Raw genomic sequence first — 25,951 nt, 5'->3', positions numbered from 1 at the left:
TCGACTTGAAATGATCACGTTAAAGACCGTAATCGCTTAAGAATTAGTCATCAGTGAGTAAGTAGGGAGCCACTAAGAGCCTTTGGACTTTACATATCTATAGTTATTCATGATTAGTTAAAGGAATTAAAATTTAACTAATTTTTCCAGAACATAAGGAAACAATGGTCGTAGTACAATATTCATACGAACAATCCACACCTTGAGTGTTTAAGTTAATATGCTCTCGTCATGCGATTTAAGTCACGTTTATCAGTGTTTTTTCTAGGTATTGTCTATTCTTTTCAACTGTTTAATTAGAGGCTGATATGACAAAGAAAATCATCCTAGATACAGATCCAGGCATCGATGATGCAATGGCAATCTTATTTGCAGAAGCGCATCCAGATATTGAGCTGATGGGGATCACCACTGTTTATGGTAATGCGACGATAGACAACGGGACTCAAAATGCCCTTTATCTAAAGCAGAAGTTTGGAATGAAGACGCTGGTGGCTAAGGGAACGGATAAGCCTCTGATAAGAGATCCCGTTGGAGCCACGGTTGTAGTGCATGGTGAGGCTGGATTTGGGGATGTGAAAGCGCCAAGTTCATTAGATGTTACAGCTATTGATAAGCCGGCTTATCAGTTCATTATCGACAGTATTCGAGCTGAGCCAGGAGAGATTACCCTTGTGGCGGTTGGTCCTCTTACTAATCTGGCACTCGCACTTGAAGCAGCTCCTGATATCGTTGACTTGGTCAAAGAAGTGGTTGTTATGGGGGGCGCGTTCGGCGAAAACGACCACAGAGGGAACGTGACACCATTTGCAGAAGCGAATATTCATGATGACCCTCATGCTGCCGATAAGGTGTTTACGGCATCATGGCCAGTAGTCATTATAGGGCTCGATGTGACGGAGGAGAGCTTTTTTACCAGTCAATACCTTGATGAGTTGCGAGATGATGCAGGAGAGGTAGGGCAGTTTATCTGGGATGTTAGCCGTTACTACTTAAAGTTTTATTCTGAAAAAGTAGGAATGGATGGCTGTCATGTTCATGACCCATCAGCTATTGCTTATGTTATCCAACCATCTCTTTTTACAAGTCGTAGTGGTCCTGTCAGGGTAGTCACAGATGGACCTGCGGAAGGGATGACTATTCAGAAAGCTGATCAACGTAACTATATGAATGATGAATGGGGCTTATTTCCGGCACAACAGGTTGGTGTTCAAGTAGATAGCGCTACTTTACTCTCACTCTACAGAGAGACATTAATACACTACTCACAGCAGTAATAGTTGGTTCTGTCGTACATGTTGGGAATTGCGCGGCAGGCTCATCCTCTAGACACAATGCGTAGAAACGCTCAAAGGCAATGTCAGCTTCATTGGCTTCAATTTAAACTGATCTGCACCATCAATACAAAATACCGAGCTAAGTGCCTTTCCATACTAAAAAGTAATTTCATTTACTGAATTCGCCAGTTCATTTATGTCCAAACGTTTGCTGGCTTTATGATGTGTATTGAGCACAAAAGGGGGCATAAAGCCCCCGATAAGCGTTATTTTCCGAGATTGGCTTGCATAGCTTGAGATTTATCTGCAGTCATAACGAAGTGAAGTTCGCCTCCTGCTTTAAATTCACTGTGCTGGAAAGTGTTATACATATCTAGCGGTTTGCCGTTAATGCTTACCTCTTTGATATATAGGTTATCCGGTCCGTTGTTTTCAGCGGTGACAGTGAATGACCCAGATCCAATATTGACGACGGCTTTATCGAAGATTGGACGACCGATACTATAAGTAGGATCCGTTGGTGAAATTTGATAGAAGCCTAATGCAGACATCAAATACCAAGCCGACATTTGCCCTACGTCTTCGTTACCGATGATCCCGTCAGGTGTTGGTTTGTAGAACTGGTCATAAACTTGATCTAAGTATTCTTGAGCCTTGTAAGATTCCTCTGTGCGGTTGTACAAATAGATGACGTGATGCGATGGTTCGTTACCGTGAATGTATTGACCAATGTAGCCTGTCATGTCTTGGTGCGCTTCGCCACCATTAGGGTCAGCATTGAATAGGTTGTTCAACTTGTCGTTTAACCCTTCGCTACCACCCATTATTTCAGTCAATTTGTCTAAGTCTTGCATGAACGCCCATTGCCATTGCCATGCGTTGCCTTCAGTGTAGTAATACGCGTCTGATTTATATGGGTCAAAGTCAGTTGAAGCGTATTTCAATGCACATGGGTCGCCTTCTTTTAGTTCCGTTGGTACGAAGAAGCCTGTGCCATCTGCTCCGCCAGCATTGGCATCCCAATGTGTCAGAGAGTTATACGAGCGTGCTTTAAACTCTTCATATGCATCCATATCACCAGCGGCTTTCGCCATTTCAGCAATTGTCCAATCGTAGAATGAAAACTCTAGTGAATAGGAGATGGAGTTCCAGTTCGGGTAGCGAACACATGTCTCGTTCTCGTGATAGCTTAATTGCCCCGCCATAAGCGAACTTAAGATACCGTCGTGAATTTGTGGATACTCATGGGGAGTGTAGTGAGCAGATTTTACTGATGCAGTATATGCCTGCTCTGCATCAATTAACCCTTTAGTCACCGCGTCACCTAGAATTGCCGCAGATGGGTAGCCAATCATTGTGCCAGTTTCAGAACCGTGACCTTCCCATTTAGGCAGCAGACCGAATTCATCGTTAGATTTACGAATCAAGTCTTTCGCGTAAAGTGTTGCTTGATCAGGATCGATGATCGTCCACATTGGATGCACCGCGCGGAACGTATCCCATGTCGAGTAGATAGAGTAGTTCGGTGTATCACCTTCTTTTAGGGTGCGAACGGTACCTAGCATATCAACATATTGACCATCTACGTCGTAGAATTCTATTGGGGCAATCATCATGTGGTACATGCCAGTATAAAAATTGGTTTTTTCGGCGTCAGTACCGCCTTCTACTTTGATTTTTGCCAGCTTTTCGGCCCATGCGTATTCGGCACTTTCTTTGACCTTCGGAAGATCAAAACTCGGAGCTTCTGCTTCTAGGTTTTTCTGAGCACCTTGCCAACTCACTGGAGATATACCAACCCGGATTTCTATGGACTCGTCACCAGCACCAAAATTGAGGTACGCGGTGAGATCATCGCCTGAATAAACAGACGATTGGCGCATCTCTCGTGTCGGTTCTTGATTTTGTTCACCTAACATAGCTTTGGCGATAGGTTGGTTAAATTGGGCGTAGAAAAATATGTCTTGGCCTTGGTGATCTTGGCCTTGGAACCAGCCAGTCGATGTTTTTCGACCACGAATGGTGTAGTCGTCTACCACTTCGATTTTATTCTTTAATGATTGACCGTTGTTGTGCATTAATGTGTGTCCCAAATCGAACTTCACATTACGTTCGGCACCGTCTTCGAAGATATATTTATGTAAACCGACACGCTTAGTTGCCGTGAGTTCTACTTCAATTTGACCTTGATTTAGCTTTGTTTTGTAGTAACCAGCGCTGGCTTCTTCGTTACTTTTGTCAAAGGTGTTCAACTGGCTGTTTGCCATATCCGAATAAGGCAAAACCAATATATCGCCTAGATCTGTGGCACCTGTACCTGATAGGTGTGTATGAGAGAAGCCGTAGAGTGAAACGTCAGTGGAGATAACCTCTCCCGTTTCATAGTTCGATGAATCCCAGTAACCAGAAGCTGAATGCCATGGATTAAGACCAGATTCGTGGTCGGTATTAGAACCAATAAAAGTGTCTGGAGACAGTTGAACCATACCCGCAGGTACGGTTGCTCCTGGGAACGTATGACCAGATGCCGCAGTGCCGATCATAGGATCTACGTATTTTAGCACCGCAAGATCAACTAGAGGATCACCGGGTATTGTGGCTGTTGAATCATCGTTGCTATTGCAACCAGTTAGACCGATAAAACTACTGAGAATCGCGCATGCGAGAAGAGAACGTTTGAGTTTCATACAAAACCTATTATTTATAATTTTGAGGGATACAAGTAGAGCGTGTTTGTATTGTTATTTTGAAAATAGAGCCCTTGGGGGAAGGGCTCTAGGGGTGGAGCTTATTGGTTTACGCCGACATCATCTGCGTGGCGTTTTTCATTGCATGCTTAGTTGAACACTCGACTACGTTTGCGTTAGCAAAGCGGTGTGCGTCTTTCACTTGAATATCGTGTGCCAAGATAACCAGTCTCGCGTTAGCTACATCTAGGTCGGTGATGCGGTTTTGAATACCGTTTTGACCTTGAGTTTCTACCTTAACCTTAAGACCTGCAGCTAAACCTGCTTTCTCTAGTGCTTTTGCTGCCATGAAGGTGTGTGCAACACCTGAAGGGCAACATGTTACTGCCACGATGTCGTACTCGCCTTCGCCAGCGGCAGGAACCGCTTGAGCTTGTACTGGTGTTTCAGCCATATCTTCTTCGGTTTCAACCGCGACAGGTTTCCAGAAGCCAACAATAACCGCTGTGGTTAATGAGCCAAGTGCAATACCGACTACATACATTGGAATGTTGCTTGATACTGGTGCAGTGATTAGACCGCCCCACGGTGCGTGCAGAAGAACGTCTGTCATAAAGCCAAACACACAGCCAACGATACCACCGGCAACGATTGAAGGAAGTACGCGCATTGGGTCGTTCGCGGCGAATGGGATAGCACCCTCAGAGATACCGATAGAACCCATGATTGCTGCCGCTTTACCTGCTTCTTGCTCTTGTTTAGAGAACTTGTTTTTGAATAGGAAAGTCGCCAGAGCCATACCTAGAGGTGGAGTACAAATCGCGATGCCTACGCCGCCCATTAGCCATGGTTGTGTGTCTACTTGAGTTTGAGCAAATAGTGTTGCTACTTTGTTGATAGGACCGCCCATATCAAACGCAGTCATACCACCAAGGATGGTGCCTAAAACCATCTTAGAAGCGCCAGCCATTGAAGCTAGGAACTCGTTCATAGAAGACATGAACAGTTTGATTGGCTCACCGATGCCCCAAAGTACGATACCGGCAGAAATTAATGTGCCTAAAAGTGGGTAGATGAAGTAAGCACCAAGTGCCGTCATGTTTGAAGAAAGTGGGATCTTCTTAAGTTGGAACACCACACCACCTGCGATAAAACCAGCCACGATACAGCCAAGGAAGCCGCCGCCCATATCAGCCATAATGCCAGATGAAATCATCGCTGGTGCAAGGGCTGGTTTATCTGCAATTGAGTAACCAATAAAGCCACCAAGAATGATTGGGAAAAGAACAAGCCCTTTGATACCGATATTAGAAATGTCAGCCAGCAAGCCATCTGCAGGAACCGCGCCTTTACCTGATGCCATTACCGCTAGAGCTAAAAGAACACCGCCGGCTACAATGAAAGGTAGCATGTGTGATGTACCAAAAAGCAGGTGACCTTTCATGGTGCTGAGTATTTTTTTATAATCGCTACTGCTATTTTTATTTTTTGAATTAGCATTATTATTCGTAGCTTGATTTGTTAGGGTGGTCATAATTTTCTACGCCTTATGAATTAATTAAAATATTAAGGATTTGATGTTCATCTTTTGCGTTATGGATATTTTGAATAAACTCATCGCTGAATTTTCCAAATAATTCTTGTAGTACATAAATATGATGGTCAGCGCCGTTGTCTGGTGAGGCAATCATAAAAAACACGGTTGGGTTAATGCCATCTTCATCGCCATATTCAATGCCTTCTCGTTTTACTCCAACAGCTATTGCAGGCTCAGTTACCGCTTGGCTTTTCGAGTGTGGGTAGGCGATGCCATCCATCGAAGTAATACTTTGAGATTCGCGAATTTCGATGTCTGTTAAAAAGGCTTCTTTATTACCAATTCGGTTATTTTTAAATAACATTGTTGCGAGTTCTTCAAACAGTTCTTTCTTATTATTTGCTTGAAGGTTGTTATTAATTAAATTGACGTTAGTTAGCTGTGTGATCATTTATTAACTCATTCACTTTTGAAGTTCTTGAATTAAAATTAATGGATTAACAGCATTCGCGAAATAGCAAATAAAAGCCCTTCACTGTACATTTGTACCAAGCAAAATTAAGTGTGATTTGCATCATTTATACAGTGTGATATTGGTCATGGTGCATCATCGTTGATAACGATTTTTAACTTAGGAATTGGAGTGTGCAGAAACAAAAATGCCCCGCAAAGCAGGGCATGAGTAGTGTTAAGTAAGTGTGTTTGATCTGTTTATCGAAAATTAACTGTAAGCGCGTGCGACACGTCCAATACAATCCAGTTTGTAGCTCTCAGCATAAGCGGGAATGAAAACTGACTGACCTTTTTCTATCACGCAGGTTTCGCCGCATGGGTGAGTGAGCAGCATAGATTCATCGAGCGGTAGCAAGATCTCTGCACCCTCTGTGGTGATTTTCCTTTGATGAGAGTTTTGAACAATAGAGAACTTAAAGTCCTCCACTGGAATCTGGTATTCCATTACATCACCTTGCTCAATCGGGCTTAGTAGCAACCTATCTGCAGGCTTTTCATTAAATCGAGTACAAGAGACTAGCTCATTCACGTCCATATATTTAGGCGTTAACCCTGCGCGAAGCACATTGTCTGAGTTCGCCATAATTTCTAAGCCGGTGCCTTTTATGTAGGCGTGCGGTGTTTCAGCATCCAGATACATAGCTTGCCCAGGTTTTAGAGTGATCACGTTGAGTAGCAGTGGGGCGAATAAACCCACATCACCGGGATATTGCTCTTCCAACTCTGAGATTAACTGGAATACGGGTGCATCAGAAAGCTTAGCCTTCATAAGCAACATGGTAAGTGACATTCCTTTTTGCTCGCCCTCCAAAGACAACAAGCTCGCGAAGAAGCTTGCTAACCCATTGGGAGTTTGGTCGCCCGTTAAGTCGTTGACCATTGAATGCAGCTCTGGAATGTCGAGGTATTGGAAATGCTCAAGGATCTCATTAATCGCTCTAAAGCCGTTCATCGCCGTGTAGTCGGTTAATGCGTAAACCAGCTCTGGCTTGTGATTGGCATCTTTGTAATTACGGTTTCCCGCCGTCATAGGAATACCTTGTTGCTCTTCCAGAGCATATCCAGATTCCGCTTGCTGCTTGTTTGGATGAACTTGCACAGACAGCGCTTTCTCTGCTGCTAGCACCTTAAACAGATAAGGAAGTTCTCCAAATCGACGTGCCACTTTTTCACTAAGAAACAGATTCAAGTTTTGAGAGATTAGACTCGACAGTGTGGTTTGTTGCCCGTTATTAGTCACCATCGAGCAACCGTTGGGGTGAGCGCCCATCCATATTTCCGCTTGCGGTTCACCAGACTGGTTATCAATACCAAACAATTGGCTAAACGAAGAAGGGCTACCCCAGGCGTAGTTTTGAATTACGTTGGTCATAGGGTAAAAGAAGCGTTGTACGAACGAGTCGTTCGCTAAAGAAAAATCAGACATCGAAATCACCATGAAGGGAAACATGGCTTGAGCTCTACCCGATTTATTTAAAATACGAGAGTAGAGGGGCTCAAGCCATTGGAGTTGAAATGACTTAAGCCGCTGCTGTCATTAGCTTGGCTTTGCGTAGGTTTTTAAGCGCGATACAAGTAACAGCAGTCACACCCGCACCGGATGCCATGCACAGAAGAGCCAGCATTGGGTAATTCATTGCGCCTAGTAGAGCCACAACGGGGCCACCGTGAGCAACGCTGTTGGTGATGCCGAATGAGAACGCCATAACCGCTGCAGTCATTGAACCAAGCACGTTGGCAGGGATAACCGACATTGGGTCTTGAGCGGCGAAAGGAATCGCACCTTCAGAGATACCCACCAAGCCCATTGCTCCAGCAGCCTTACCCGCTTCAATTTCAGAAGATTCGAATAGGTCGAACTTGCGGCCAAGTCTGGTTGCGATAGCCATGCCTAGTGGAGCCACAGGGATTGCACACGCCATCGCACCCATGAATTGAGTTTGACCGCTGGCAATCATGCCGACCGAGAATAGGAACGCCACCTTGTTGAATGGACCGCCCATATCAAAACCGGCCATACCACCCAATACGATGCCAAGTAGAACCACGTTGCCAGTGCTCATGCTAGTTAGCAGTGCAGTAAGAGCATCCATTAGCCCAGCGATAGGTGCGCCAATCACAAAGATGAACAGACCCGCGATGAATAGAGACCCAGTGATTGGAGCGATCATGATAGGCACAAGCGGTTGAACGAACTTGTGGTAGTTAAACGAGGTGATCCATTTAACGAAGTAACCTACCAATAGACCTGCGATGATCGCTCCAATGAAACCCGTACCAGCATCTGCGCCGTAGAAAGAGCCGTTGTTCGCAATCCAACCGCCAATCAAACCTGGGGTTAGGGCAGGGCGGTCGGCAATCGCGTAAGCAATGTAGCCAGCCAAAATTGGGATCATCAATGTGAAGGCAACCACACCCACTTCTAGAATTTGGTTCCACATACTGCCAGCTGGAATCGCCATGCCGGATTCACTTGGCTGGCCGCCAATTGCCAGTGCAAGCGCAATCAAAAGACCGCCCGTTACCACGAATGGGATCATGTGAGATACGCCATTCATCAAGTAGCGGTAAAGGTCTGAACGCGCTTGTGAGGCTTTTTCTGCGACAGATTGGTTGTTCGGTGTTTGTTCTGCTTGGTAGCTTGGCGCACTGAGTGCTTGTTTAATTAAGCCTTGTGCGTCTTTGATTGGCGCTTTTACGTTGGTGCTGATGACGCGTTTTCCGACAAAGCGAGCCATGTCGACTTGTTTGTCACAAGCCACCACAATCGCATCTGCACGTTCGATCTCTTCTTGAGTCGGGCTGTTTTTAACACCAATTGAACCGTTGGTTTCGACCTTAATATCGTAGCCAAGAGCCGCAGCGCCTTTCTCTAGTGCTTCGGCTGCTAAGTAAGTGTGTGCAACGCCAGCTGGGCAGCCTGTCACACCTATGATGAAGCCTTGCTTCTCAACGTTAGTTTCGGTTGCGGATGGTTCAGGCTTTCTAAGCAGTAGTTCCAAAGCTTCTTGTTCAGAGCCTGCATTCATGAAGTTTTCGATAAAACCTTCTTCAATCAGTTTTGAAGATAGCTCTGCCAGTACTTCTATATGGTGATTATCGCCACCATCTGGAGAGGCAATCATAAAGAACAGCTTTGATGGCTGACCATCATCTGCGCCGTACTCGATACCCTGTTTGTGAACGCCGATAACAACGGCTGGTTTGATAACCGCGCTGCTTTTTGCGTGTGGCAGGGCAATACCTTCTTCAAATCCTGTATTACCTTGTTCTTCTCTTGCCTTAATATCGGCAAGAAATTGCGCTTTGTCTGAAATTCTACCTTGCGCGTAAAGCACATCTATCAGCTCTTTAAAAACTTCTTCTTTTGAAGTGGCGCTAAGCGAAAGCTTAATCAAATCTTGATTGATCAATGTCGTGATCATAATGAACCCCTACTTTGTTTTTATTTTGTTAGGGGTATTTTGAAATTGATCACTTGCCTTCTGTAGTGAAGAAAAAACGCATTTACTGGATGATTGTTGCGTGATTGGTGGAGTGTGATTTTGATCGAGCGATCGACCATTATTAGACCTGTATTGACAAGGTTTGCTGGGTGTTAAGGCTTTTAAATATAAGGGATGTAGCGTAGTTGCTTGTTTGAGATGTAATGAGGTATATCTGTTTCATGGCTGGATATTTATTTCCATTACTGGATTTTTGTAACACAGATCTCAAATTGTGATTTTGCTCAATAGCGCTATGTTCCACTTACAGGTATATCTATTGGCGTAGCCTCATTGCTGCCCATAAGAGTTCGAATAATGATATTTCATGACTTAATTTCCTCAGTGTTAAATGAGCGTGAGCCATTGCATAACATCTGGTTTGCTGGAGATTTTCATACGCCATCAGCGTGTAGCTATCAGGTGAATTTTCCGCGCTTAGAGCTGGTGCTTGATGGAGAGTATGTCAATGAAATGGAAAGCCATGACCGCAAAATCACAAATGTCATAGCCAAAGCTGGAGACGCGATTTTTATTCCGCCTAACTGTTGGAACAAACCGAATTGGGACACGGACTGCTCGGTATTGAGTATGTTGTTTGGTCGTCGTCAGCTGGGTTTAAGTTTGGTGAGTAAGCGCAAAGGCGAGGAGAGCTTTTATGATATTCAAAAGCACAGTATTCAGACTCGATCTGGGTTCGCGATTGATAACATTTTGGAGGCGCTCAGCTCATTAGCGAGAGAGAGCAACAAGCAACCTATGGACGAGTTATTGCTGCAAGCTTTACTTCAATACAGCAAGACGATGTTAGAAGCACCCGTCGAAAAATCTCATAGCCGGGTGCAGGATGTGTATCAGGGTATTTGTATCTATATTCAAGAGAACTTCCACCGTCAAATCACTCGAGATAGCATTGCTTCGCGCTTTAGTATTTCATCCAACCATTTGTCGCGTATGTTTCGCCAACAAGGTCATATGACGCTGGCTGAATATATCACCCGCGTGCGAGTTGACCGCGCCAAGTTCATGCTCAAGAAGTACAATTTCAAGCTTAATGAAGTGGCAGTACGTTGTGGCTTTAAGGATGTGAATTACTTCTGTCGAGTATTTAAAAATCGAACTGGAAGAACACCAACTGAATACAGAGGTTCTATTTAGCGAGCCAGTTCCACTTCATAAACCTGAGCTTTGAGGTAAGCCGACCGTTCGGCTTGAGTAGGCTATCAAGTTAGTAGGCTATCGAGTGGTTAGGTTGTTGATTTAGTAGATTATTGATTTAGTAAGAAAGCCAGGGCAAAAAGTGTTAAAGCAAGCGAGATGAGATATACATCAGCAGCGCTTGTAAATCGACACTGCTTCTGGTTTTTTGCAGGCGCTCATTTACCTGATCGTGGAGTAGATTTCTCGTTAAATTGGTGGCAGCTACAATATGTTCGCGTTGCGGTCTTGTTGGAAGAACGAGTGCGATGGCAACATGCACTTGACCTATCTGCGATGCCCAATCAATTGGGCTGTCACTGACGATAACAGCAATAGAGAGATCTTGAGTCGACTCAAACATCACATGAGGTAAAGCAATTCCAGGTGATACACACGTCGACGAACGTTCCTCTCGCTTAATAAACGCCAGAATCAGTTCATCTGGGTCTTCTGGATAAACCAAATGAGCAAGCCCTTTTAAGCATTCAAATTTGGTCAGTTGAGTTTGTGCTTTGGCATGGTGCCATTTGATGTCACAAGGTGGGCAAATCTGCGGCATACGCTGGATTAAATCGTTAGAAAATTCATGGTTCACTTGAGAGCCAACCATGTCGTAATGCTCAGCAATCACGTCTTTTAATACAAAACACGCCAACTCTGCATCAATACCAACGGCGGTGATCTGACACAAATCTCCACGAAGTAAGCCTACTTGTAACATCGCAACAGATTGGGACAGATCAGCAGTTCGGTTTTGAGTGATGTTGATAATGCGGATGTTGCTTTTGAACTTCTTCGCTAAGCGAGTAAGAGGCTGCGCGACGTGTGAATTCTCGGCAGGATCGTTAACGAAGAAGGTAATCTGATATTCATTCATACCGAGAGTTAGGCTCGATTGCTTTTTATGTCGCGACAATACTTAATAAAGACTTTATCCACGCTCAGTAGTACCTCTTCCATTGGGACAAATATGGTTTTAGAGGTTTCAAATCGGTCTGGCTGTTCGATATCGATATCAGAGACGATCAATACTTTGTCCGCGAGGGCAATGTCCTGTGCAGATAGTAGGTTTTCAATACCCATAGCCCCCTGTGTCTCAACCTTAATTGAAACGTTGAATTTAGGGGCAGTTTTATTTAGTGCATCAGCTGCCATATAGGTGTGCGCAATGCCTGTAGGGCACGCAGTTACCGCTACAATTCTCATTTTTCTTCTCGGTTTAATCTCGGCTTATTCTCTGGTTACTAGATGACTAGAGTAGCAAGATCTTTATAGTAATCTGTGAATTTTATGGATTACCGTTTTTAATTCAAAGGTGGATGTCACACTCTCGATTCTTGGTTACAAATATCCAGTTAATGCACCTTTCGTCCTATATAATGAGTGCGCTCACACCGTTAATCTTTTCATCTTATTAACCTCTTTATCTCATTTACTTAAATTGGCACTCGAACGAGGCAGCACATGGACATCACTGACATTATAGAGCCGGAGATTATCTGTCTGGATTTAAAGGCAGACTCTAAACAAGCGGTATTTGAAGAGCTTGTTGAACTGCTTGATCGTGCTGGCAAACTCTCCAGTAAAAGTGAATTCCTTGATGATATTTGGAAGCGTGAGGCGATTGGCAACACCGGCTTTGATGATGGAATTGCGATTCCACATGCGAAAAGTTGTGCCGTAGCGAAACCTGCTGTCGCGGTGGGTATCAGCCGTTCTGGTATTGATTATGGTGCAGACGGTGGAGAACTGTCTGATGTGTTCTTCATGCTCGCTTCTCCTGACAACAATGATGACCATCATATCGAGGTGTTGGCTCAGATCTCGACCAAACTGATTGAAGATGACTTTGTTACAAAATTAAAGGCAGTTGAGTCGGTGGAAGAGGCTCAAGAGCTGTTTCTCGAAGCTAATTCTGAATCCTTCGATAGCTATGCCTCAAATCATCAAGAAGCGTACAGCGAGCCTCTAAGCCCTTGGGCTCAATCACTTAATCGTCTCAAAGAACATCTCTTATACGGCACGTCACATATGATCCCATTCGTGGTCGCGGGTGGTGTGCTTTTGTCTCTGTCGGTGATGATCTCTGGTCACGGCGCTGTGCCTGAAAGTGGCGTTCTGGCTGACATCGCACAAATGGGTATTGCGGGTTTAACTTTGTTTACTGCCATACTTGGTGGTTACATCGCGTATTCAATGGCAGATAAGCCGGGTTTGGCGCCCGGTATGATTGGTTCTTGGGTCGCTGTGGATCAATATAATACTGGTTTCCTCGGTGCGATAGTGGTTGGTTTTTTTGCGGGCTTTGTGGTCAATTTACTCAAGAAAATCAAACTACCAGACAGTATGATCTCGCTGAGTTCGATCTTTATTTATCCGCTTGTGGGCACCTTTGTTACGTGTGGTGCTGTGATGTGGGTGATTGGCTCGCCGATTGCCCAAGTGATGCTTGAGATGAACCAAATGCTTACTGGCATGGCAGGATCAGGAAAAATGTTATTAGGCAGTATTCTAGGTGCGATGACGGCCTTTGATATGGGCGGTCCGATCAACAAAGTCGCGACGCTGTTTGCCCAAACTCAGGTGAATACTCAACCATGGCTAATGGGCGGCGTCGGAATTGCGATTTGTACGCCACCCTTGGGTATGGCATTGGCGACTTTCATCTCTCCAAAGAAGTTTAAACGAGATGAACGCGAAGCAGGAAAAGCCGCAGGAATCATGGGTATGATCGGAATAAGTGAAGGTGCGATTCCTTTTGCCGCCGCTGACCCTGCGCGCGTTCTACCGGCTGTTGTAGCTGGTGGTATTGTTGGTAACGTAGTCGGCTTTATGTTCCATGTATTGAACCATGCCCCTTGGGGCGGCTGGATTGTTCTGCCTGTGGTTGATGGAAAGATTGGCTATATCATCGGGACATTAGCAGGGGCTCTAACGACAGCTCTAATAGTGATATTACTGAAAAAGAACGTGGTCGAAAGCGATGAGCGTTTGTACCAATCCCTAGGCGGTTCGGTGACGGAAGAAGGGCAAGCCGATGTACTTGCGATTACTTCTTGCCCATCAGGTGTCGCGCACACTTTTCTCGCGGCAAAGTCTTTGGAAAAGGCGGCTCATCATCTTGGAGTTCGAATTAAAGTTGAAACACAAGGTGCCAATGGAGTAGACAATCGCATTACGCAGAGGGACATTGAAAAGGCAAGGTTGGTGATCTTTGCCCACGATGTGGCGATTAAAGAGGTCGAACGCTTTGCGAACGTTAAAACCTTAGATGTCAGCACCAAAGAAGCGATGCTCAATGCACAGGCCTTGATTATGAGGAAAATCTAAGGCTAAAACTAATGTTAATGATAAGTCTGAAGCTAAAAGATCATAGACGTTCAACGGTCATTGAGCTCAGCTGCAAGGAAATCGATGAACAATCGTAATTTGAGTGGCATAGGGTCTCGCTCGGGAAACAAAGCATAGACATTTTTCTCTGGCATTAAATAGTTAGGCAACAAAGGCAGTAATTGTCCCGACTGAATTGGGGCATTGGCGATAAAGTCGGGGAGCCTAGCAATCCCAAGCCCTGCGATGGTCGCACACAGTAATGCCTCGCTGTTGTTGACTCGGTAATTTCCTTTTACAACAACACTGGTCACTTGATCTTGGTGACCAAAAAACCACTCGGCACTCTCAGATGCATGACGATAAAGCAAAGCGTTATACGTACTGAGTTCACCGATCTCGGTTGGCGTAGATAAACCACTCTCATTAAAATACGTAGGAGAAGCGCAGATGACGCTACGGACGCTGGTTAATCGCTTTGCCACTAAACTCGAGTCATTTAAATCCCCTGCTCGAATCGCTATATCATACCCGCCTTCGACAATATCAACGTAACCATCATCCATCGTCATGTCGATGTGAATATGAGGATAGCGTTTAAGAAACTGTGGGATGAGAGGGGCTAATACAAGACGACCAAAAGACATTGGCGCATTAACCCGCAATGTGCCAATTGCCTGATCCTGTTGACTGGTTGCTGCATCTTCAGCTTTTTGCAGCCAATAATTTGCTTTGGTGAGGTGATCATAAAACTGCTCACCGGATTCAGTAAGCGATACTTGCCGTGTAGTGCGGTGCAGCAAACGCACTCCAAGGCTTGACTCTAATTGGATCACCCGTTTGTTGACTGCCGAACGTGACACGCCCAGTTCACGCGCTGCGCCCGCAAAGCTTGAATGCTTTACCACCGCAAGGAAATAAGGAATAGCGTCTAAGTGCTGCATGATTGTCGCCAAATTGGATACAGTGTGGAGAGTGTAGAGCCTATTCTCTAATCAATCTAGGTCTTTTATGCTGATTTCATCGACTCCAATCTATAGAGTAAAACATGAAATCACTGATAAAACCGTTAACGGTAAGAATGCATCTGAATGATATTGGTCGGCAATTTCAGTCTCCGTTATATGTGGTCAGCATTGGCAGCCTTGTTGCCGTAAATTTTGCATTAGCCAAATATTCTGTGACCATTGGTATTCCACCAATTGATGTCGCAATAATACCGATGGCAGGTGCTGCTATATTGTTAATGACGTTATTGGTGATTAGAGGTCAGCTCAACCTAACGGCATTGGTGCATTACCGTTATTATCTTTGGGCTGGCTTACTGGGTGTCGCAATCCCAAATCTTGCGTCGACCTATGCCCTGCAATCACTCAATACCAGTACGTTCAGTGTACTCGTTACTTTGTCGCCTATCTTTACCTTGCTGTTCACCTTACCTTTTCAAGGTTCCTCACTAACCTGGCGAAAAGTGCTCGGAATCATGATTGGGTTCATTGCCGCACTCTCTGTAACTTTGTCACCACAAATGAACACTTCATCTCCTTGGTCAGCGCTGGCTATTGCGCTACTCGTACCCATATTTTTGGCTGCTGGTAATGTCTATCGCAGTCGCGCGTTTCCTCCTCTTGCCAATCCAATTGTTCTGGCTGCTGGGATGCTGACACTTCAGAGCATGATATGGCTTCCGTTTACACAGGCGGTTGAAGGTGAATTAATTTCAAACGGAACTGGCGTACTTGCACTCATGGCAAGCTTATCGGCACTCAGTTATTTACTGACGTTTCGTTTTCAACGGATCACAGATGGGCTGGGCTTTAGCCAAGTGGGAAATGTGGTGACTGTGGTTGGTGTATCCATTGGGATCTCGTGGTATGGCGAGCCATTAACGCTGCAATTGATCGCGGCAGTCATTCTGTTGTTGGTAAGCCTGTACTTATTTAATCACGCTAAATCTTAATCTCGTTTAAAGCCAATTTAGTTCAAACACAAAGGAGCAACATGTATGTCACTATTAATCGAACAGACCAAATATCTATATCAAGTCGTCGACCAAAAGGATGTTCACGCCTTAATGGCATTACTGCATGATGACGTGTCGTTTCATTTTTCGAACGCGGAGCCAGTAGTTGGGAAGCCAGCCGTCGAAGCAGTTAACGCTGCGTTCTTTGCGTCAATCAAATCAATGACGCATACATTTTCTGGGATTTACGTAAATGAAGATACGGTTGCGTGTGAGGGGAAAGTTGATTATGTACGCATGAATGGCAGCGCACATGTCGCCAAGTTTGCGACCTTCTTATCTTTCAAGCAGGGCTTGATACATCAATATAAAATCTTCGCGGATGTCTCTGAATTGTAATACCTGAAAATATTTTGCATCTTTTGCGCAGTTTATTCGTCTTATTAGTACGAACCAAAAATGCAGAGAAGAAATCATGTTTAAAGCCTTTACAAACAACCCAACCGCCGCAAATAAATTTATCAAACACGATAGCGATATGCTAAGCCAAGTTTACGGCTCAGATGAAGTTACTCCATATTGGATTGCAGATATGGAGTTTCCAATTGCTTCTCCAATCACTCAAGCTATGCAGCATTTGGTAAGCCGCGAGACTTATTCCTATGAGTTTGACTCAGAGACCGTATTTGCAGGGATCTCTGCTTGGAATAAAAAGCGTCATGGTTTGACGCTTGACATGAAATCGTTTGTTCAAGTGCCAGGTGTACTAAGTGCGATTGCATTACTCATTCGTGAGTTCACTGAAAAAGGCGAAGGGGTACTTATCCAGACTCCGGTTTATCATCAGTTTCGACGCTTAATTGAATCAGCAGACAGAACCGCTATTAGTAATACGCTAAAAATCGAGAATGATCGTTATGTGATGGATTATGAAGCTTTTGAGAACCAGCTTCGTGACGAAAACGTGAAAATGGTACTGCTATGTAACCCTCATAATCCTGTAGGTCGCGTTTGGTCAAAACACGAACTTGAAAAAATGGTAGAGATTGCTGAGAAAACTCAAACACTCATTGTGAGTGACGAGGTGCATGGCGATATCGTCTTTGACGGAGCAGATTTCACTAGCATCGCTTCTTTTGATTACGAAAACACCATCACAATTATTGGCTCGCCAGCAAAGAACTTTGGTCTTAATAGTATTTCGAATGGCTATATTTACACTACAAACAGTGAATTAAAAGATGTAATTAAAGCAACGGTTGCTTCAATGTCGCTTGACCACGGTAATGCATTTACTACTTACGCAACGATAGCCGCATATCAACACGGAGAAGAGTGGTTCAACCAATTTGTTGAATACACACAAAACAACCGTGACTGGATTATGGACTTTATTTCACAGCATATGCCACATGTGAAAGTGTTTAAGCCAGAAGGTACTAACCAAATATGGTTTGATTTTACTGGCTTGGGCCTAGAAACCGGAGAGCTCAAAACATTACTAGTGAATGATGCAAAAATGGCATTAACACCGGGAACCTGGTTCGGCGAACCAGACGCCAACTTCTACCGCATGAACTTTGCTGCACCTCTGGAGCAAATTCAAGCATCATTGGAGTTACTGAAAAGTGCGGTTATAAATTTGAATAAGTAAGTGCAGTTAACAAAGTTTATGTAGGTGAACTTTAATGCTCACTAGCAAATATGCCGAGACTTTTAATAGGGAGCTAGTGCTCCCGATATGTCCGAATTGCCTGATTCAGCTTGGACATAAAGCCTGGGTTATCACTTAGGAAATGCTTAGAAATATAAAGACCAAACTCTTTCTCTTGTTCTAAGATGATTTCGTAATCACTTATCTGGTCCACGGTATCAAGAAAAGTCATTTCAGCAATTAATATGGCAGTTATTGCTCCTGAGTCTAGCTTATCTTTAAGACCTCGAACTGATGTGGCAGCGTGTACAGATGTAAAGCCACTGACTTTTAACCAGTGGTGTGTGTTGGTATTGAGCAAGCTCGCGACTGTCGAGCGTTTTTTAAACATTGGATCGCTGGGGTTAAAGTTTTGCGCATTTTCTTGGCGAATAACCCAAACCCAGCGGTTGGACATTAAAGGCTCTGAAAACTCAGCGTATTTATCTCGTTCTGAATTTTGTGATGCCATAAAGAAACCGTCAGAATGTTGCTTTCGGACCTCTTGTAATGCGCGACCATGGTTCGACGATATAGTAATCGTATAATTAACTCCCATAGAATCCAGAACTTGTTTGACTGCATCTGTTCCAATGCCTGAGGGAAGGGAGTCAGAGTCTAATTGAGTGTAAGGCGGAAAAACAGGGACGATAAAGAACATATCTTCAAACGAATATGACTTAAGAGAAATCAGAAGTGTTACAGCTAATAGAAAGAATCTACTTATCATGTTGATATTTACACCTTAAACAAGCTTTTCATTCATTATAGTCTCTAAATGATGGAACTATGATTGTCCCTTCTATATTTTTCAAAATCATCAAAGAGTAAGTTCCATTGCTTATTCTTCACACCCTTTTGCCGGTTTCTCAGATAGTGAATCGTGCGATTTTTTCATTAGAAAATAAATTTGGTTATTAGCTAATTATTGAGTGCCTATTCGCTCAAAAGAGTAGGGGCAAAGTTACGGTGCTTCTCTTCGAATGAATGAGGATGAGTTGCTTGTATAATTCCTTATTACTGACCATCATCATTATAAGCGTGAAGTGATTAACACTAACAATAAGACTATGAACTAATTGCAGTGCCTATTCTAATTAATATACTTATATACATGACTTAAAAGAATAAATTCCACATACTCTTACTTAGTCACTAAATTTATTAGCAGTGAAAAATCCAAGGATGTAATTTAATGCCCTATAAAGCCGAGCTAAAAAAGCTGCAATATGATCACCTATTCGGTCATGTGGATATTAATACATCTCAGATCGACGTACCTGATGATATGTTCAATGGTTGGCAGAAGACACTTGACCTATTAGCTGAAATTGTCGATAGCCCTGCTGTGCTAATAATGAAAGTAACAGCGACTGATATTTCAGTCTTTACGACGAGTAATACTCAAGGCAACCCTTATAATCGACATGATAGTGAAGTTCTAGGAAATGGGCTTTACTGTGAAACGGTCATTAAAAATCAGAGTGAACTGCATATACCGAACGCTCTTAAGGATCCTGAATGGGACCAGAACCCAGATATTAAGCTAGGAATGATAGCCTACTGTGGTTTGCCTTTGACTTGGCCGAATAAGACCCCATTTGGCACGATATGCATGTTAGATAATCAAGAGCGAGAATACAGTCAATCTTATCGGCAATTATTGGAACGTTTTCAAAATGGCATAAATGCTAATTTAGCGCATTTGTATCAACAGTCTGAGTTGCAATATCTGAATCAGATACTTGAAAATAATGTTCAGAAAAGAACCACAGAGCTGGCAAAGTTGAGTGAAAAACTGATTAAAGAGATAGAGGAACGCAGAGTTATAGAAGACTCTGTGGATTACTACAAAAGTTATGATGCTCTCACAGGTTTACCTAATCGTTTAAGTTTTATAAGTTCCCTGACTCAACAGTTAAATGCTTCCATTCCAGCGAATACAACGGTGATCTATTTCGGACTAAGGAACTTTAAGTCGATCAATAATAGCTACGGTTATGTGGTTGGCGATAAATTATTGCAGCTCTTTACTCAACGTGTTCAGAGCTTTTTAAGTAGTGATACTCTATTTGCTAGGGTTGCGGGTGCTGAATTTGTCATCGCACAACCTAAGTGTGACTCAACTGATGAGATTCAATTGATTAATCAGATTATTACAAGCAGTAATACTCCGTTTACGATTGCAGAATTTACCATAACCATCCCTTGCTGTATGGGTATCGCCCAAGCTCCGTCAGACTCTGAAAATGCGGCTGAGCTGATCCAGAAAGCAGGAGCTGCGATGGACATTAGCAAGGTTAATGGCTCCCCGTACACATTTTTTACGAAACAAACTCAGTTAAATATTGAGCAGCGATATCACCTTGAATCAAATTTAGTCGATGCCCTAAAAAATGGAGAGTTGAGCCTTAACTACCAACCTTTCTTCTGTCTTAAAAATAATAAAGTGATTGGAGCTGAGGCTTTATTGCGTTGGAATAACCCTATTTTAGGTAATGTACCACCAGATCAGTTTATCAACTTGGCTGAGCGTAATGGGCAGATAAATGAGATCGGTAATTTTGTATTACATACCGCGATTGCTCAAGCCGCTAAATGGTTTGTCATACAACCCCAAAACTTTCGAATTGCGATTAATATTTCGCCAGTTCAATTTAGGAATTCGAGTTTTGCGGAACATATAGAAAACCTTTTAAGTTTGTACAACTTGCCAGCATCGGCGTTGGAAATAGAGATCACTGAAGGTATTTTGTTGCAAGATGAACATGTTGCGCAGCACACGATTAAGAAACTACAACAATTCGGGGTACGGGTGTCATTGGATGACTTCGGGACTGGGTATTCATCATTGAGTTATTTGCAGAAATATTCTTTTAATACCCTTAAAATTGATCGCTGTTTTATCACCAATATAGAAAAAAATGAGCAGGATAGAGAGCTCTCTAAAGCGATCATTGCGATTGGTAAGAAGTTAGACATGCATGTCATTGCTGAAGGGGTTGAAACGCAAGCTCAAGATGACTTCATAAAATCTGAAGAGTGTGATTATGGTCAAGGCTATCTTTACGGTAAGCCAGTTACTGCGGATTTATTTGAGAAGAGCTACTTTAGCTAATTCTTTCTTTTTATTAATAAATTGGTTTTCTTTTGATTACTTGTTTGTAATTGAATCTATAAATGGGTAACCAAAACCAAAACCAAAACCAAAACCAAAACCAAAACTCAAGCTAACTGTAAATAACGACTCTATTTCTTCCTTCATTTTTAGCGTCATACAAAGCTTTATCTGCTTTCTCAATCAAGACTTCTAATTGGTCATGTTTAGTCAGAACGGAGACTCCAATACTCACGGTTAAATGGAGTGGCTTGTCTTTTGAAACAAAGGGAGTTTGGGCAACGAGCGCTCGAATTCGATTAGCGACTTCGATGGCTTTTTCAAGGTTCGTATTTGGTAGAACAACTGCAAATTCTTCCCCTCCAATTCTGCCAAAAATATCAGATTCCCTGAGTTCTTTGAGACAAAGTTGAGCAAAATGCGTTAAAGCTTTATCACCTACACTATGACCATGCTGGTCATTAATCGCTTTAAAGTGGTCAATATCAAGGACTAAAACGGTAAAGAGCCCCTCATCTAGGCGTTTATAGGCATTAAGCTCTCTTGAGCCTATTTCCATAAAGTAGCGTCGATTATTCACTTTAGTAAGAGAGTCGGTAGTGGCTTCGAGAAAGAGTTTATCCTCATATTCTTCTCGGCTAGCTTGTTCTTTTTGGAGAAGAATTTTCATTACACTCGTAATAATGAAAGTAAATAGTATAGATATGAGAATTATTACTGGAATAATATCCCGACTCGGCAGTTGAGGCTTCCATGATAAATATGCAATGGCATTTCCAGAAGGTGCAAGTAGGGCTGTAAAGTATTTGAGACCTTTAGGGCTGTAGCTTAGTTTAAGGTCGAATAGCTGATAATTCTTCTCAAGCTCACTCAAATACTCTGTGTCAATACGTCTCCCGAGGGCTAAAAAGGTCCCTTGTATCGGGCTTTTCAATCCTTCATCGATTAATGGACCACCAACGATATGATAAACATCCGAATTAAAACGAAACAGCCCGTGAGCTAATTGAGTCTCTGTCTTGTGCTGTTGTGCTAAATTCATCAATTCAAAAAGTGAGTTCTTTATTTCATCAAAGCTTAGGTTTTGAGCATCAACGCCTTTAATGAAATAAGCTTCTTTATCTCCCTCTATAACCCCAACACTAAAATCATGATCACTTTTTTCCATCAAGTAGTTTCCTGAATTGTTTTCAATCCAGTTAGCATCATTTTCAATGACTACCTTCAAATAAGTTTCATCCCAATATGTATACTCTTCGAGAATATCTCGACCATGATTGGCTTCAAGCTTTTGCGCTAAATGAACCCGCTGGTCTAATTCATCGGTAGTAATCTGATCGAGTGAATTTAAAAAAAACAATAGGCAACTAGCCAATGCAACTACCATAGCAAACAAGAGCCACGCGACTATGTGAGTCAATGACTTGACCGGAATAAAGGTGCGTGATTTTAACTTTTTCATACCTATAGAAGGTTACCTATGCTTATTGGGTGAAATACAGGTGGCACTAAATCAGTATAGTCTTAAGTAGGTTTTTCAAAGGGAATCCGCTCTTTTTAAATAACAGATTAATAAAATTATAGATAACTCCATACATTCTAGGTATCTCACCAAGCAATTTTTGAATGGTTGCAACAGCAGAGTACTACTTAGCCCCCTGAAGTATTTTCCAACACAAGAGCTCCTTCGGAAAATCCAGAGGGTAGAGCATAGATAACGATATGAATATTTATAGCGTTAATAGGCAGTCGTTTTTCTTTTGGCAACGCCAGTTATTATTGCTCTCGAACCACAACTCTTGCAGCTGTATCTGCTTAAACAACTAATCTGATATAGAAACTTTATAAGAAGGTATGAGATTTAAATCGAAGTTGTATTATGGCTTTTATCTTTAATTGGAAAGTAATTGATATAAATGTGTAAGGACTTATTACCAGTATAAATGTGATAGCGGTATGCTTTTTGGGTTATTTTGTTAAAGCTGTAGGAATCTATGGGGATAAAGTAGCGGTAGCTAGCCCTAATGTTGCGAAGTAAATCATGAAATTAGGTCTCTTTCTTAAGGTTTTAACAAAATTGCATCGAGGCAATATAAATGAAAAGAATAATCCTATTAGCTGTTTTTATCATGTTTGGCATCGCAGTTGCCGCTAGCATGGCATCAACGTATCTCATTTCTAGTGAAAAAATTGATGAGATAATTTTGCAAAAATCTCAAGTGCAAGCTGACTTTTTGGCAGGTAATGCAGAATACATTCTAGAGAATTCAAGCGATCCCGTACGAGATCTACAAAAACTTGTTGATGAACTAAAGCAACGCTCAGATGTGACATATGCCATTGTTATTGATAGTAATGTTACTGCAATAGCGCACAGTGACAAGAATAAGCTAAACAAAGTTTATAAAGACAGTTACACCGTAGAAGGTGCAACTAAAGGTGTACCGCAATATTCTAAATGGTATGCAGATGTTCAGAAGGTATGGGTGTTTGACATAATGGCTCCAATTTATGTCAATGGTCAATTGTACGGTACTTTTGATATCGGTATTCCCATTACAGAGGTAAGCCAAGCAACAAATGGAATAGTCACGTACCAACTTACTTCAATGGTGATTATTTTTATTGTTTGTCTTGTGATCCTTTCGCTTTTATTAAGCAAATTGATGCAACCTCTCTTAGTGTTAAAAAGTACGCTGCAGGACATTTCTAAAGGTGATGGTGATTTAGCGGTTCGACTTCCGATTAAAGGCAATGACGAAGTGGCTCAAATATCTTCGGCTTTTAATGTGTTTGTTGGAAAAGTGCATGAGATCATTACGCAAACTGTGAATACTGGCGTTGAATTGAATGGTACTGCTATCTCACTACGTGAACAGTCACAGCAAGCTTTGCAAAGAGGACAAGAACAAAACGAGCAAACCATGCTGGTGGTGACCTCTATGAATGAAATGATTGCAACGGTGAATGAAATTGCGACGAGTGCAGCTAATGCTGCAAGTGCAGCAAATACGGCATCTAGTGAGACTCAAGAAGGGCATAACACTATTGAGAGAACAACGACTGCAATTGCTAACCTCGAAGCTGAAATGAATAGTGCATCCAACATAATAGTGAGCCTTGCAGGTAATACTCAATCGATAGGTACCATTCTGGATGTTATCAGAGGTATTTCCGAGCAAACGAATTTACTTGCGCTAAACGCTGCGATTGAAGCGGCACGTGCGGGGGATGCTGGCCGAGGCTTTGCTGTAGTTGCTGATGAAGTGCGTAACCTTGCAACCAAGACAGCGCAGTCAACAGACGAAATTGACACTATGATTAATCAGCTACAAACCGAAGCTCAAAATGCTGTTAATTCAATGAGTAATAGTAAAAACTTGATTGAAGAAGGGACAACTGAAACGGACATGGCACGCCAAGCATTGGAAAAAATATCGATGCAAGTCTTAGCTATTTTAGATATCAATACTCAAGTCGCTACAGCAACAGAGGAACAATCAGCGGTGGCGAACGAGATCAATATGAATATGGATATAGTCAACACGTCTGTTAAAAATGGCTTGGACGCGAGTGAGAAACTTGAACAATCGAGTCAAAAACTTGCAGACTTATCTCAAGTGTTAGACCGACATGTTGGTTCATTTAGAATCTAGTGTGAGTAATTTCTAATTAAAAACAGCGCAGTGTTTAGCTGCGCTGTTTTGTTATCTACATAATTTGATTATTTTCAGCACCTAATGATTAGTGGTGGTGCTCTTCTTTTGTTGTTCCTGCCCAAGTAATTAAACCTGGTACAAAACTCAGTTGGTGTGTTTTCACTGTTGGCTGTTCATGTAGCTCGACTTCTAGTATCACCTTGTTCGTTGGGTCGGTTACGTAAACATGGTGGCTTCGTTTATCGTAACTGATACTGAATTTTTGACCTTCAGCTAGAGTTGGTACAGTTTCCCACAGTTGCACTTCGGCGCTTTGGGTGAAGTTAGTTGATGGGTCAAACACCTTTAATTTACCAGTTGAAGACAACACTAAGAATGCAGATTCTGTGCTGGCGTAAGTTAGGTATCCTTCCTCATTTGTCTCTTTCCATGAGATTTCTTCCAATGCTCCCTGATTAAGCTGGAATGCTTGTAGAGAGCGGCTTACGAAAAGTAATTTATCAGAGTTTTTGAAGCCTAAAACTTTACCAAAGCGAGAACCAGCCTCTAGAGATGCTGGATTAACAATTTTAGTGTACTGCGGTGCTACGCCAGGATCGCTGATTACTACGACGCCGTCATCACAAGCGAATGCCACTTGAGTTTCTGATTGTGCGCTGCCGTGCAATGAAGGACAGGTGACGTTCGCAACTGTCGGTCCATGGAAGTGATCACCATGTAGTTCAAGCGCTGCGACTTGATCTGGTAGCCCGCCGACTGCAGGGTCTGATTTGATGCCTGTAAAAACATGCTCGCCAAAGATTTGAGCTGTGCTGTGCATTGCATAAGTGAATGAGTAGCTTGCGATCTGGCTTGCTCCCGCAATGGTCGCGTCATCCAAAATTTTCAATTCAGCGTTTAAGCCAGCTTCTGCATTCCCATCAAAGAACAGTGCAGTTTTATGGTCGGCTAAGTCGTAGTGTGTTGGTGCTGGACTCGTGTACGTATCGCTTAGCAGTACTGGTTCATCTGCATGCAGGTGGAAGTGATCCCCATGAGTTTCCGCATAAACGCCACTGTCAATGATTTCTACTGTGTCTTGGCTACGTTGAAGCGCCAATGCATAGCGACCATCCGGGCTAGTTTTTAACCCTGAAGGTGCATTAAGCAAAGCAAACTGCCCAAGGGTTTCAAAACTATTGGCATTTAAAACATAAACATTGTTGCTACCCGCTTCACTAATCACGACTCGGCTTACATTTTCTTCCTGGTGATCAGGTTGGCTATCTTGCGTTCCTGTGTCGGCTTTGTTTTCACCATCAGAACAACCACTGATAAATGCAGCGATTGACAATGTTAATAGTGTTCTTTTTCCGAAGAATCCTGGAGCAAAGTGCATAGAACTTCCTTTTATAAATCTATGAATTGTTGAATGAGAAGTATTCATTGAATGATTGACTTTGTGAGATGTTATAACATAACATTATTATCAATCAATCTTTTTGTTAGT

19 protein-coding genes are annotated in these 25,951 nt (G+C 42.7%); 8 read left to right on the top strand and 11 right to left on the bottom strand.

Translation table 11 applies throughout. The features are described from left to right. Positions 1-308 precede the first annotated feature (308 nt). Positions 309-1,277 carry a nucleoside hydrolase gene (locus tag OCU78_RS09240; RefSeq protein WP_137372858.1) on the top strand — a complete coding sequence of 323 codons (969 nt, stop codon included), beginning with the start codon at positions 309-311 and terminating at the stop codon, positions 1,275-1,277. A 266-nt stretch (positions 1,278-1,543) separates the two neighbouring features. On the opposite strand, the gene OCU78_RS09235 is transcribed toward OCU78_RS09240, so the two are convergent. From OCU78_RS09235 to OCU78_RS09215, 5 genes are all read right to left on the bottom strand, one after another. Then, entirely contained in the window at positions 1,544-3,964 is a 2,421-nt protein-coding gene (locus tag OCU78_RS09235; protein ID WP_137372859.1) for a GH92 family glycosyl hydrolase, read from the bottom strand. Positions 3,965-4,073: 109 nt separating this feature from the next. Further along, positions 4,074-5,498, bottom strand: a complete 1,425-nt coding sequence (locus OCU78_RS09230; protein ID WP_137372860.1) for a fructose-specific PTS transporter subunit EIIC — start codon at positions 5,496-5,498, stop codon at positions 4,074-4,076. A gap of 13 nt (positions 5,499-5,511) precedes the next feature. Then, positions 5,512-5,952, bottom strand: a complete 441-nt coding sequence (locus OCU78_RS09225) for a PTS sugar transporter subunit IIA (protein ID WP_137372861.1) — start codon at positions 5,950-5,952, stop codon at positions 5,512-5,514. Positions 5,953-6,222: 270 nt separating this feature from the next. Further along, positions 6,223-7,440 (bottom strand): mannose-6-phosphate isomerase, class I, encoded by a 1,218-nt coding sequence (gene manA / locus OCU78_RS09220; protein WP_137372862.1) that lies wholly within the window; start codon positions 7,438-7,440, stop codon positions 6,223-6,225. Positions 7,441-7,534: 94 nt separating this feature from the next. Further along, entirely contained in the window at positions 7,535-9,439 is a 1,905-nt protein-coding gene (locus tag OCU78_RS09215; protein WP_137372863.1) for a PTS fructose transporter subunit IIABC, read from the bottom strand. A 378-nt stretch (positions 9,440-9,817) separates the two neighbouring features. Here OCU78_RS09215 and OCU78_RS09210 point away from each other — a divergent pair, with 378 nt between their 5' ends. Then, complete coding sequence (locus OCU78_RS09210) at positions 9,818-10,657, top strand: helix-turn-helix transcriptional regulator (RefSeq protein WP_137372864.1); 840 nt, start codon at positions 9,818-9,820, stop codon at positions 10,655-10,657. 145 nt (positions 10,658-10,802) lie between these two features. Here OCU78_RS09210 and OCU78_RS09205 read toward each other — a convergent pair whose 3' ends face one another. Together OCU78_RS09205 and OCU78_RS09200 are read right to left on the bottom strand one after the other, a co-directional pair. Beyond that, positions 10,803-11,576: a PTS sugar transporter subunit IIA gene (locus tag OCU78_RS09205; protein ID WP_137372865.1), complete on the bottom strand. Its 774-nt coding sequence runs from the start codon at positions 11,574-11,576 to the stop codon at positions 10,803-10,805. An 8-nt stretch (positions 11,577-11,584) separates the two neighbouring features. Beyond that, positions 11,585-11,905, bottom strand: coding sequence for a PTS fructose transporter subunit IIB (locus OCU78_RS09200; protein WP_137372866.1), 321 nt, complete (start codon positions 11,903-11,905; stop codon positions 11,585-11,587). A gap of 258 nt (positions 11,906-12,163) precedes the next feature. Between OCU78_RS09200 and OCU78_RS09195 the strand changes: the two genes are divergently transcribed. Next, the gene (locus OCU78_RS09195; protein WP_137372867.1) at positions 12,164-14,029 is read left to right on the top strand and encodes a fructose-specific PTS transporter subunit EIIC; all 1,866 of its coding nucleotides are present in this window, start codon (positions 12,164-12,166) and stop codon (positions 14,027-14,029) included. A gap of 50 nt (positions 14,030-14,079) precedes the next feature. Here the strand turns inward: OCU78_RS09195 and OCU78_RS09190 are convergent, their stop codons facing one another. Further along, complete coding sequence (locus OCU78_RS09190; RefSeq protein ID WP_137372868.1) at positions 14,080-14,973, bottom strand: LysR family transcriptional regulator; 894 nt, start codon at positions 14,971-14,973, stop codon at positions 14,080-14,082. A 104-nt stretch (positions 14,974-15,077) separates the two neighbouring features. On the opposite strand from OCU78_RS09190, the gene OCU78_RS09185 reads away from it, so the two are divergent. The 3 genes from OCU78_RS09185 (at position 15,078) to OCU78_RS09175 (ending at position 17,646) form a co-directional block, all read left to right on the top strand. Continuing rightward, positions 15,078-15,989 carry a DMT family transporter gene (locus tag OCU78_RS09185; RefSeq protein WP_137372869.1) on the top strand — a complete coding sequence of 304 codons (912 nt, stop codon included), beginning with the start codon at positions 15,078-15,080 and terminating at the stop codon, positions 15,987-15,989. A 45-nt stretch (positions 15,990-16,034) separates the two neighbouring features. Next, complete coding sequence (locus OCU78_RS09180; RefSeq protein WP_137372870.1) at positions 16,035-16,391, top strand: nuclear transport factor 2 family protein; 357 nt, start codon at positions 16,035-16,037, stop codon at positions 16,389-16,391. A 76-nt stretch (positions 16,392-16,467) separates the two neighbouring features. Next, positions 16,468-17,646, top strand: a complete 1,179-nt coding sequence (locus tag OCU78_RS09175; protein ID WP_137372871.1) for a MalY/PatB family protein — start codon at positions 16,468-16,470, stop codon at positions 17,644-17,646. A 73-nt stretch (positions 17,647-17,719) separates the two neighbouring features. On the opposite strand, the gene OCU78_RS09170 is transcribed toward OCU78_RS09175, so the two are convergent. Next, positions 17,720-18,415, bottom strand: coding sequence for a substrate-binding periplasmic protein (locus OCU78_RS09170; protein ID WP_137372872.1), 696 nt, complete (start codon positions 18,413-18,415; stop codon positions 17,720-17,722). Positions 18,416-18,880: 465 nt separating this feature from the next. On the opposite strand from OCU78_RS09170, the gene OCU78_RS09165 reads away from it, so the two are divergent. Continuing rightward, the gene (locus OCU78_RS09165; protein ID WP_137372873.1) at positions 18,881-20,803 is read left to right on the top strand and encodes a sensor domain-containing phosphodiesterase; all 1,923 of its coding nucleotides are present in this window, start codon (positions 18,881-18,883) and stop codon (positions 20,801-20,803) included. Between the two features lie 112 nt (positions 20,804-20,915). On the opposite strand, the gene OCU78_RS09160 is transcribed toward OCU78_RS09165, so the two are convergent. After that, a complete protein-coding gene (locus OCU78_RS09160) occupies positions 20,916-22,265 on the bottom strand; it encodes a sensor domain-containing diguanylate cyclase (RefSeq protein WP_137372874.1) in 1,350 nt (449 codons plus the stop codon). Positions 22,266-22,932: 667 nt separating this feature from the next. Here OCU78_RS09160 and OCU78_RS09155 point away from each other — a divergent pair. Beyond that, positions 22,933-24,459, top strand: coding sequence for a methyl-accepting chemotaxis protein (locus OCU78_RS09155; protein ID WP_137373284.1), 1,527 nt, complete (start codon positions 22,933-22,935; stop codon positions 24,457-24,459). 88 nt (positions 24,460-24,547) lie between these two features. Here OCU78_RS09155 and OCU78_RS09150 read toward each other — a convergent pair whose 3' ends face one another. Further along, positions 24,548-25,840: a YncE family protein gene (locus tag OCU78_RS09150; protein WP_137372875.1), complete on the bottom strand. Its 1,293-nt coding sequence runs from the start codon at positions 25,838-25,840 to the stop codon at positions 24,548-24,550. Positions 25,841-25,951: the final 111 nt, after the last annotated feature.

Origin of the sequence: Vibrio gallaecicus (assembly GCF_024347495.1) — a bacterium.
Lineage (GTDB): Bacteria > Pseudomonadota > Gammaproteobacteria > Enterobacterales > Vibrionaceae > Vibrio > Vibrio gallaecicus.
This window is presented reverse-complemented; position numbering and strand designations above follow the sequence as displayed.

Excerpts from the sequence above, each read along its gene's own strand:
- OCU78_RS09240 (WP_137372858.1), top strand. The coding sequence starts at position 309 with ATGACAAAGAAAATCATCCTAGATACAGATCCAGGCATCGATGATGCA.
- OCU78_RS09235 (WP_137372859.1), bottom strand. The coding sequence starts at position 3,964 with ATGAAACTCAAACGTTCTCTTCTCGCATGCGCGATTCTCAGTAGTTTT.
- OCU78_RS09230 (WP_137372860.1), bottom strand. The coding sequence starts at position 5,498 with ATGACCACCCTAACAAATCAAGCTACGAATAATAATGCTAATTCAAAA.
- OCU78_RS09225 (WP_137372861.1), bottom strand. The coding sequence starts at position 5,952 with ATGATCACACAGCTAACTAACGTCAATTTAATTAATAACAACCTTCAA.
- manA (WP_137372862.1), bottom strand. The coding sequence starts at position 7,440 with ATGTCTGATTTTTCTTTAGCGAACGACTCGTTCGTACAACGCTTCTTT.
- OCU78_RS09215 (WP_137372863.1), bottom strand. The coding sequence starts at position 9,439 with ATGATCACGACATTGATCAATCAAGATTTGATTAAGCTTTCGCTTAGC.
- OCU78_RS09210 (WP_137372864.1), top strand. The coding sequence starts at position 9,818 with ATGATATTTCATGACTTAATTTCCTCAGTGTTAAATGAGCGTGAGCCA.
- OCU78_RS09205 (WP_137372865.1), bottom strand. The coding sequence starts at position 11,576 with ATGAATGAATATCAGATTACCTTCTTCGTTAACGATCCTGCCGAGAAT.
- OCU78_RS09200 (WP_137372866.1), bottom strand. The coding sequence starts at position 11,905 with ATGAGAATTGTAGCGGTAACTGCGTGCCCTACAGGCATTGCGCACACC.
- OCU78_RS09195 (WP_137372867.1), top strand. The coding sequence starts at position 12,164 with ATGGACATCACTGACATTATAGAGCCGGAGATTATCTGTCTGGATTTA.
- OCU78_RS09190 (WP_137372868.1), bottom strand. The coding sequence starts at position 14,973 with ATGCAGCACTTAGACGCTATTCCTTATTTCCTTGCGGTGGTAAAGCAT.
- OCU78_RS09185 (WP_137372869.1), top strand. The coding sequence starts at position 15,078 with ATGAAATCACTGATAAAACCGTTAACGGTAAGAATGCATCTGAATGAT.
- OCU78_RS09180 (WP_137372870.1), top strand. The coding sequence starts at position 16,035 with ATGTCACTATTAATCGAACAGACCAAATATCTATATCAAGTCGTCGAC.
- OCU78_RS09175 (WP_137372871.1), top strand. The coding sequence starts at position 16,468 with ATGTTTAAAGCCTTTACAAACAACCCAACCGCCGCAAATAAATTTATC.
- OCU78_RS09170 (WP_137372872.1), bottom strand. The coding sequence starts at position 18,415 with ATGATAAGTAGATTCTTTCTATTAGCTGTAACACTTCTGATTTCTCTT.
- OCU78_RS09165 (WP_137372873.1), top strand. The coding sequence starts at position 18,881 with ATGCCCTATAAAGCCGAGCTAAAAAAGCTGCAATATGATCACCTATTC.
- OCU78_RS09160 (WP_137372874.1), bottom strand. The coding sequence starts at position 22,265 with ATGAAAAAGTTAAAATCACGCACCTTTATTCCGGTCAAGTCATTGACT.
- OCU78_RS09155 (WP_137373284.1), top strand. The coding sequence starts at position 22,933 with ATGTTTGGCATCGCAGTTGCCGCTAGCATGGCATCAACGTATCTCATT.
- OCU78_RS09150 (WP_137372875.1), bottom strand. The coding sequence starts at position 25,840 with ATGCACTTTGCTCCAGGATTCTTCGGAAAAAGAACACTATTAACATTG.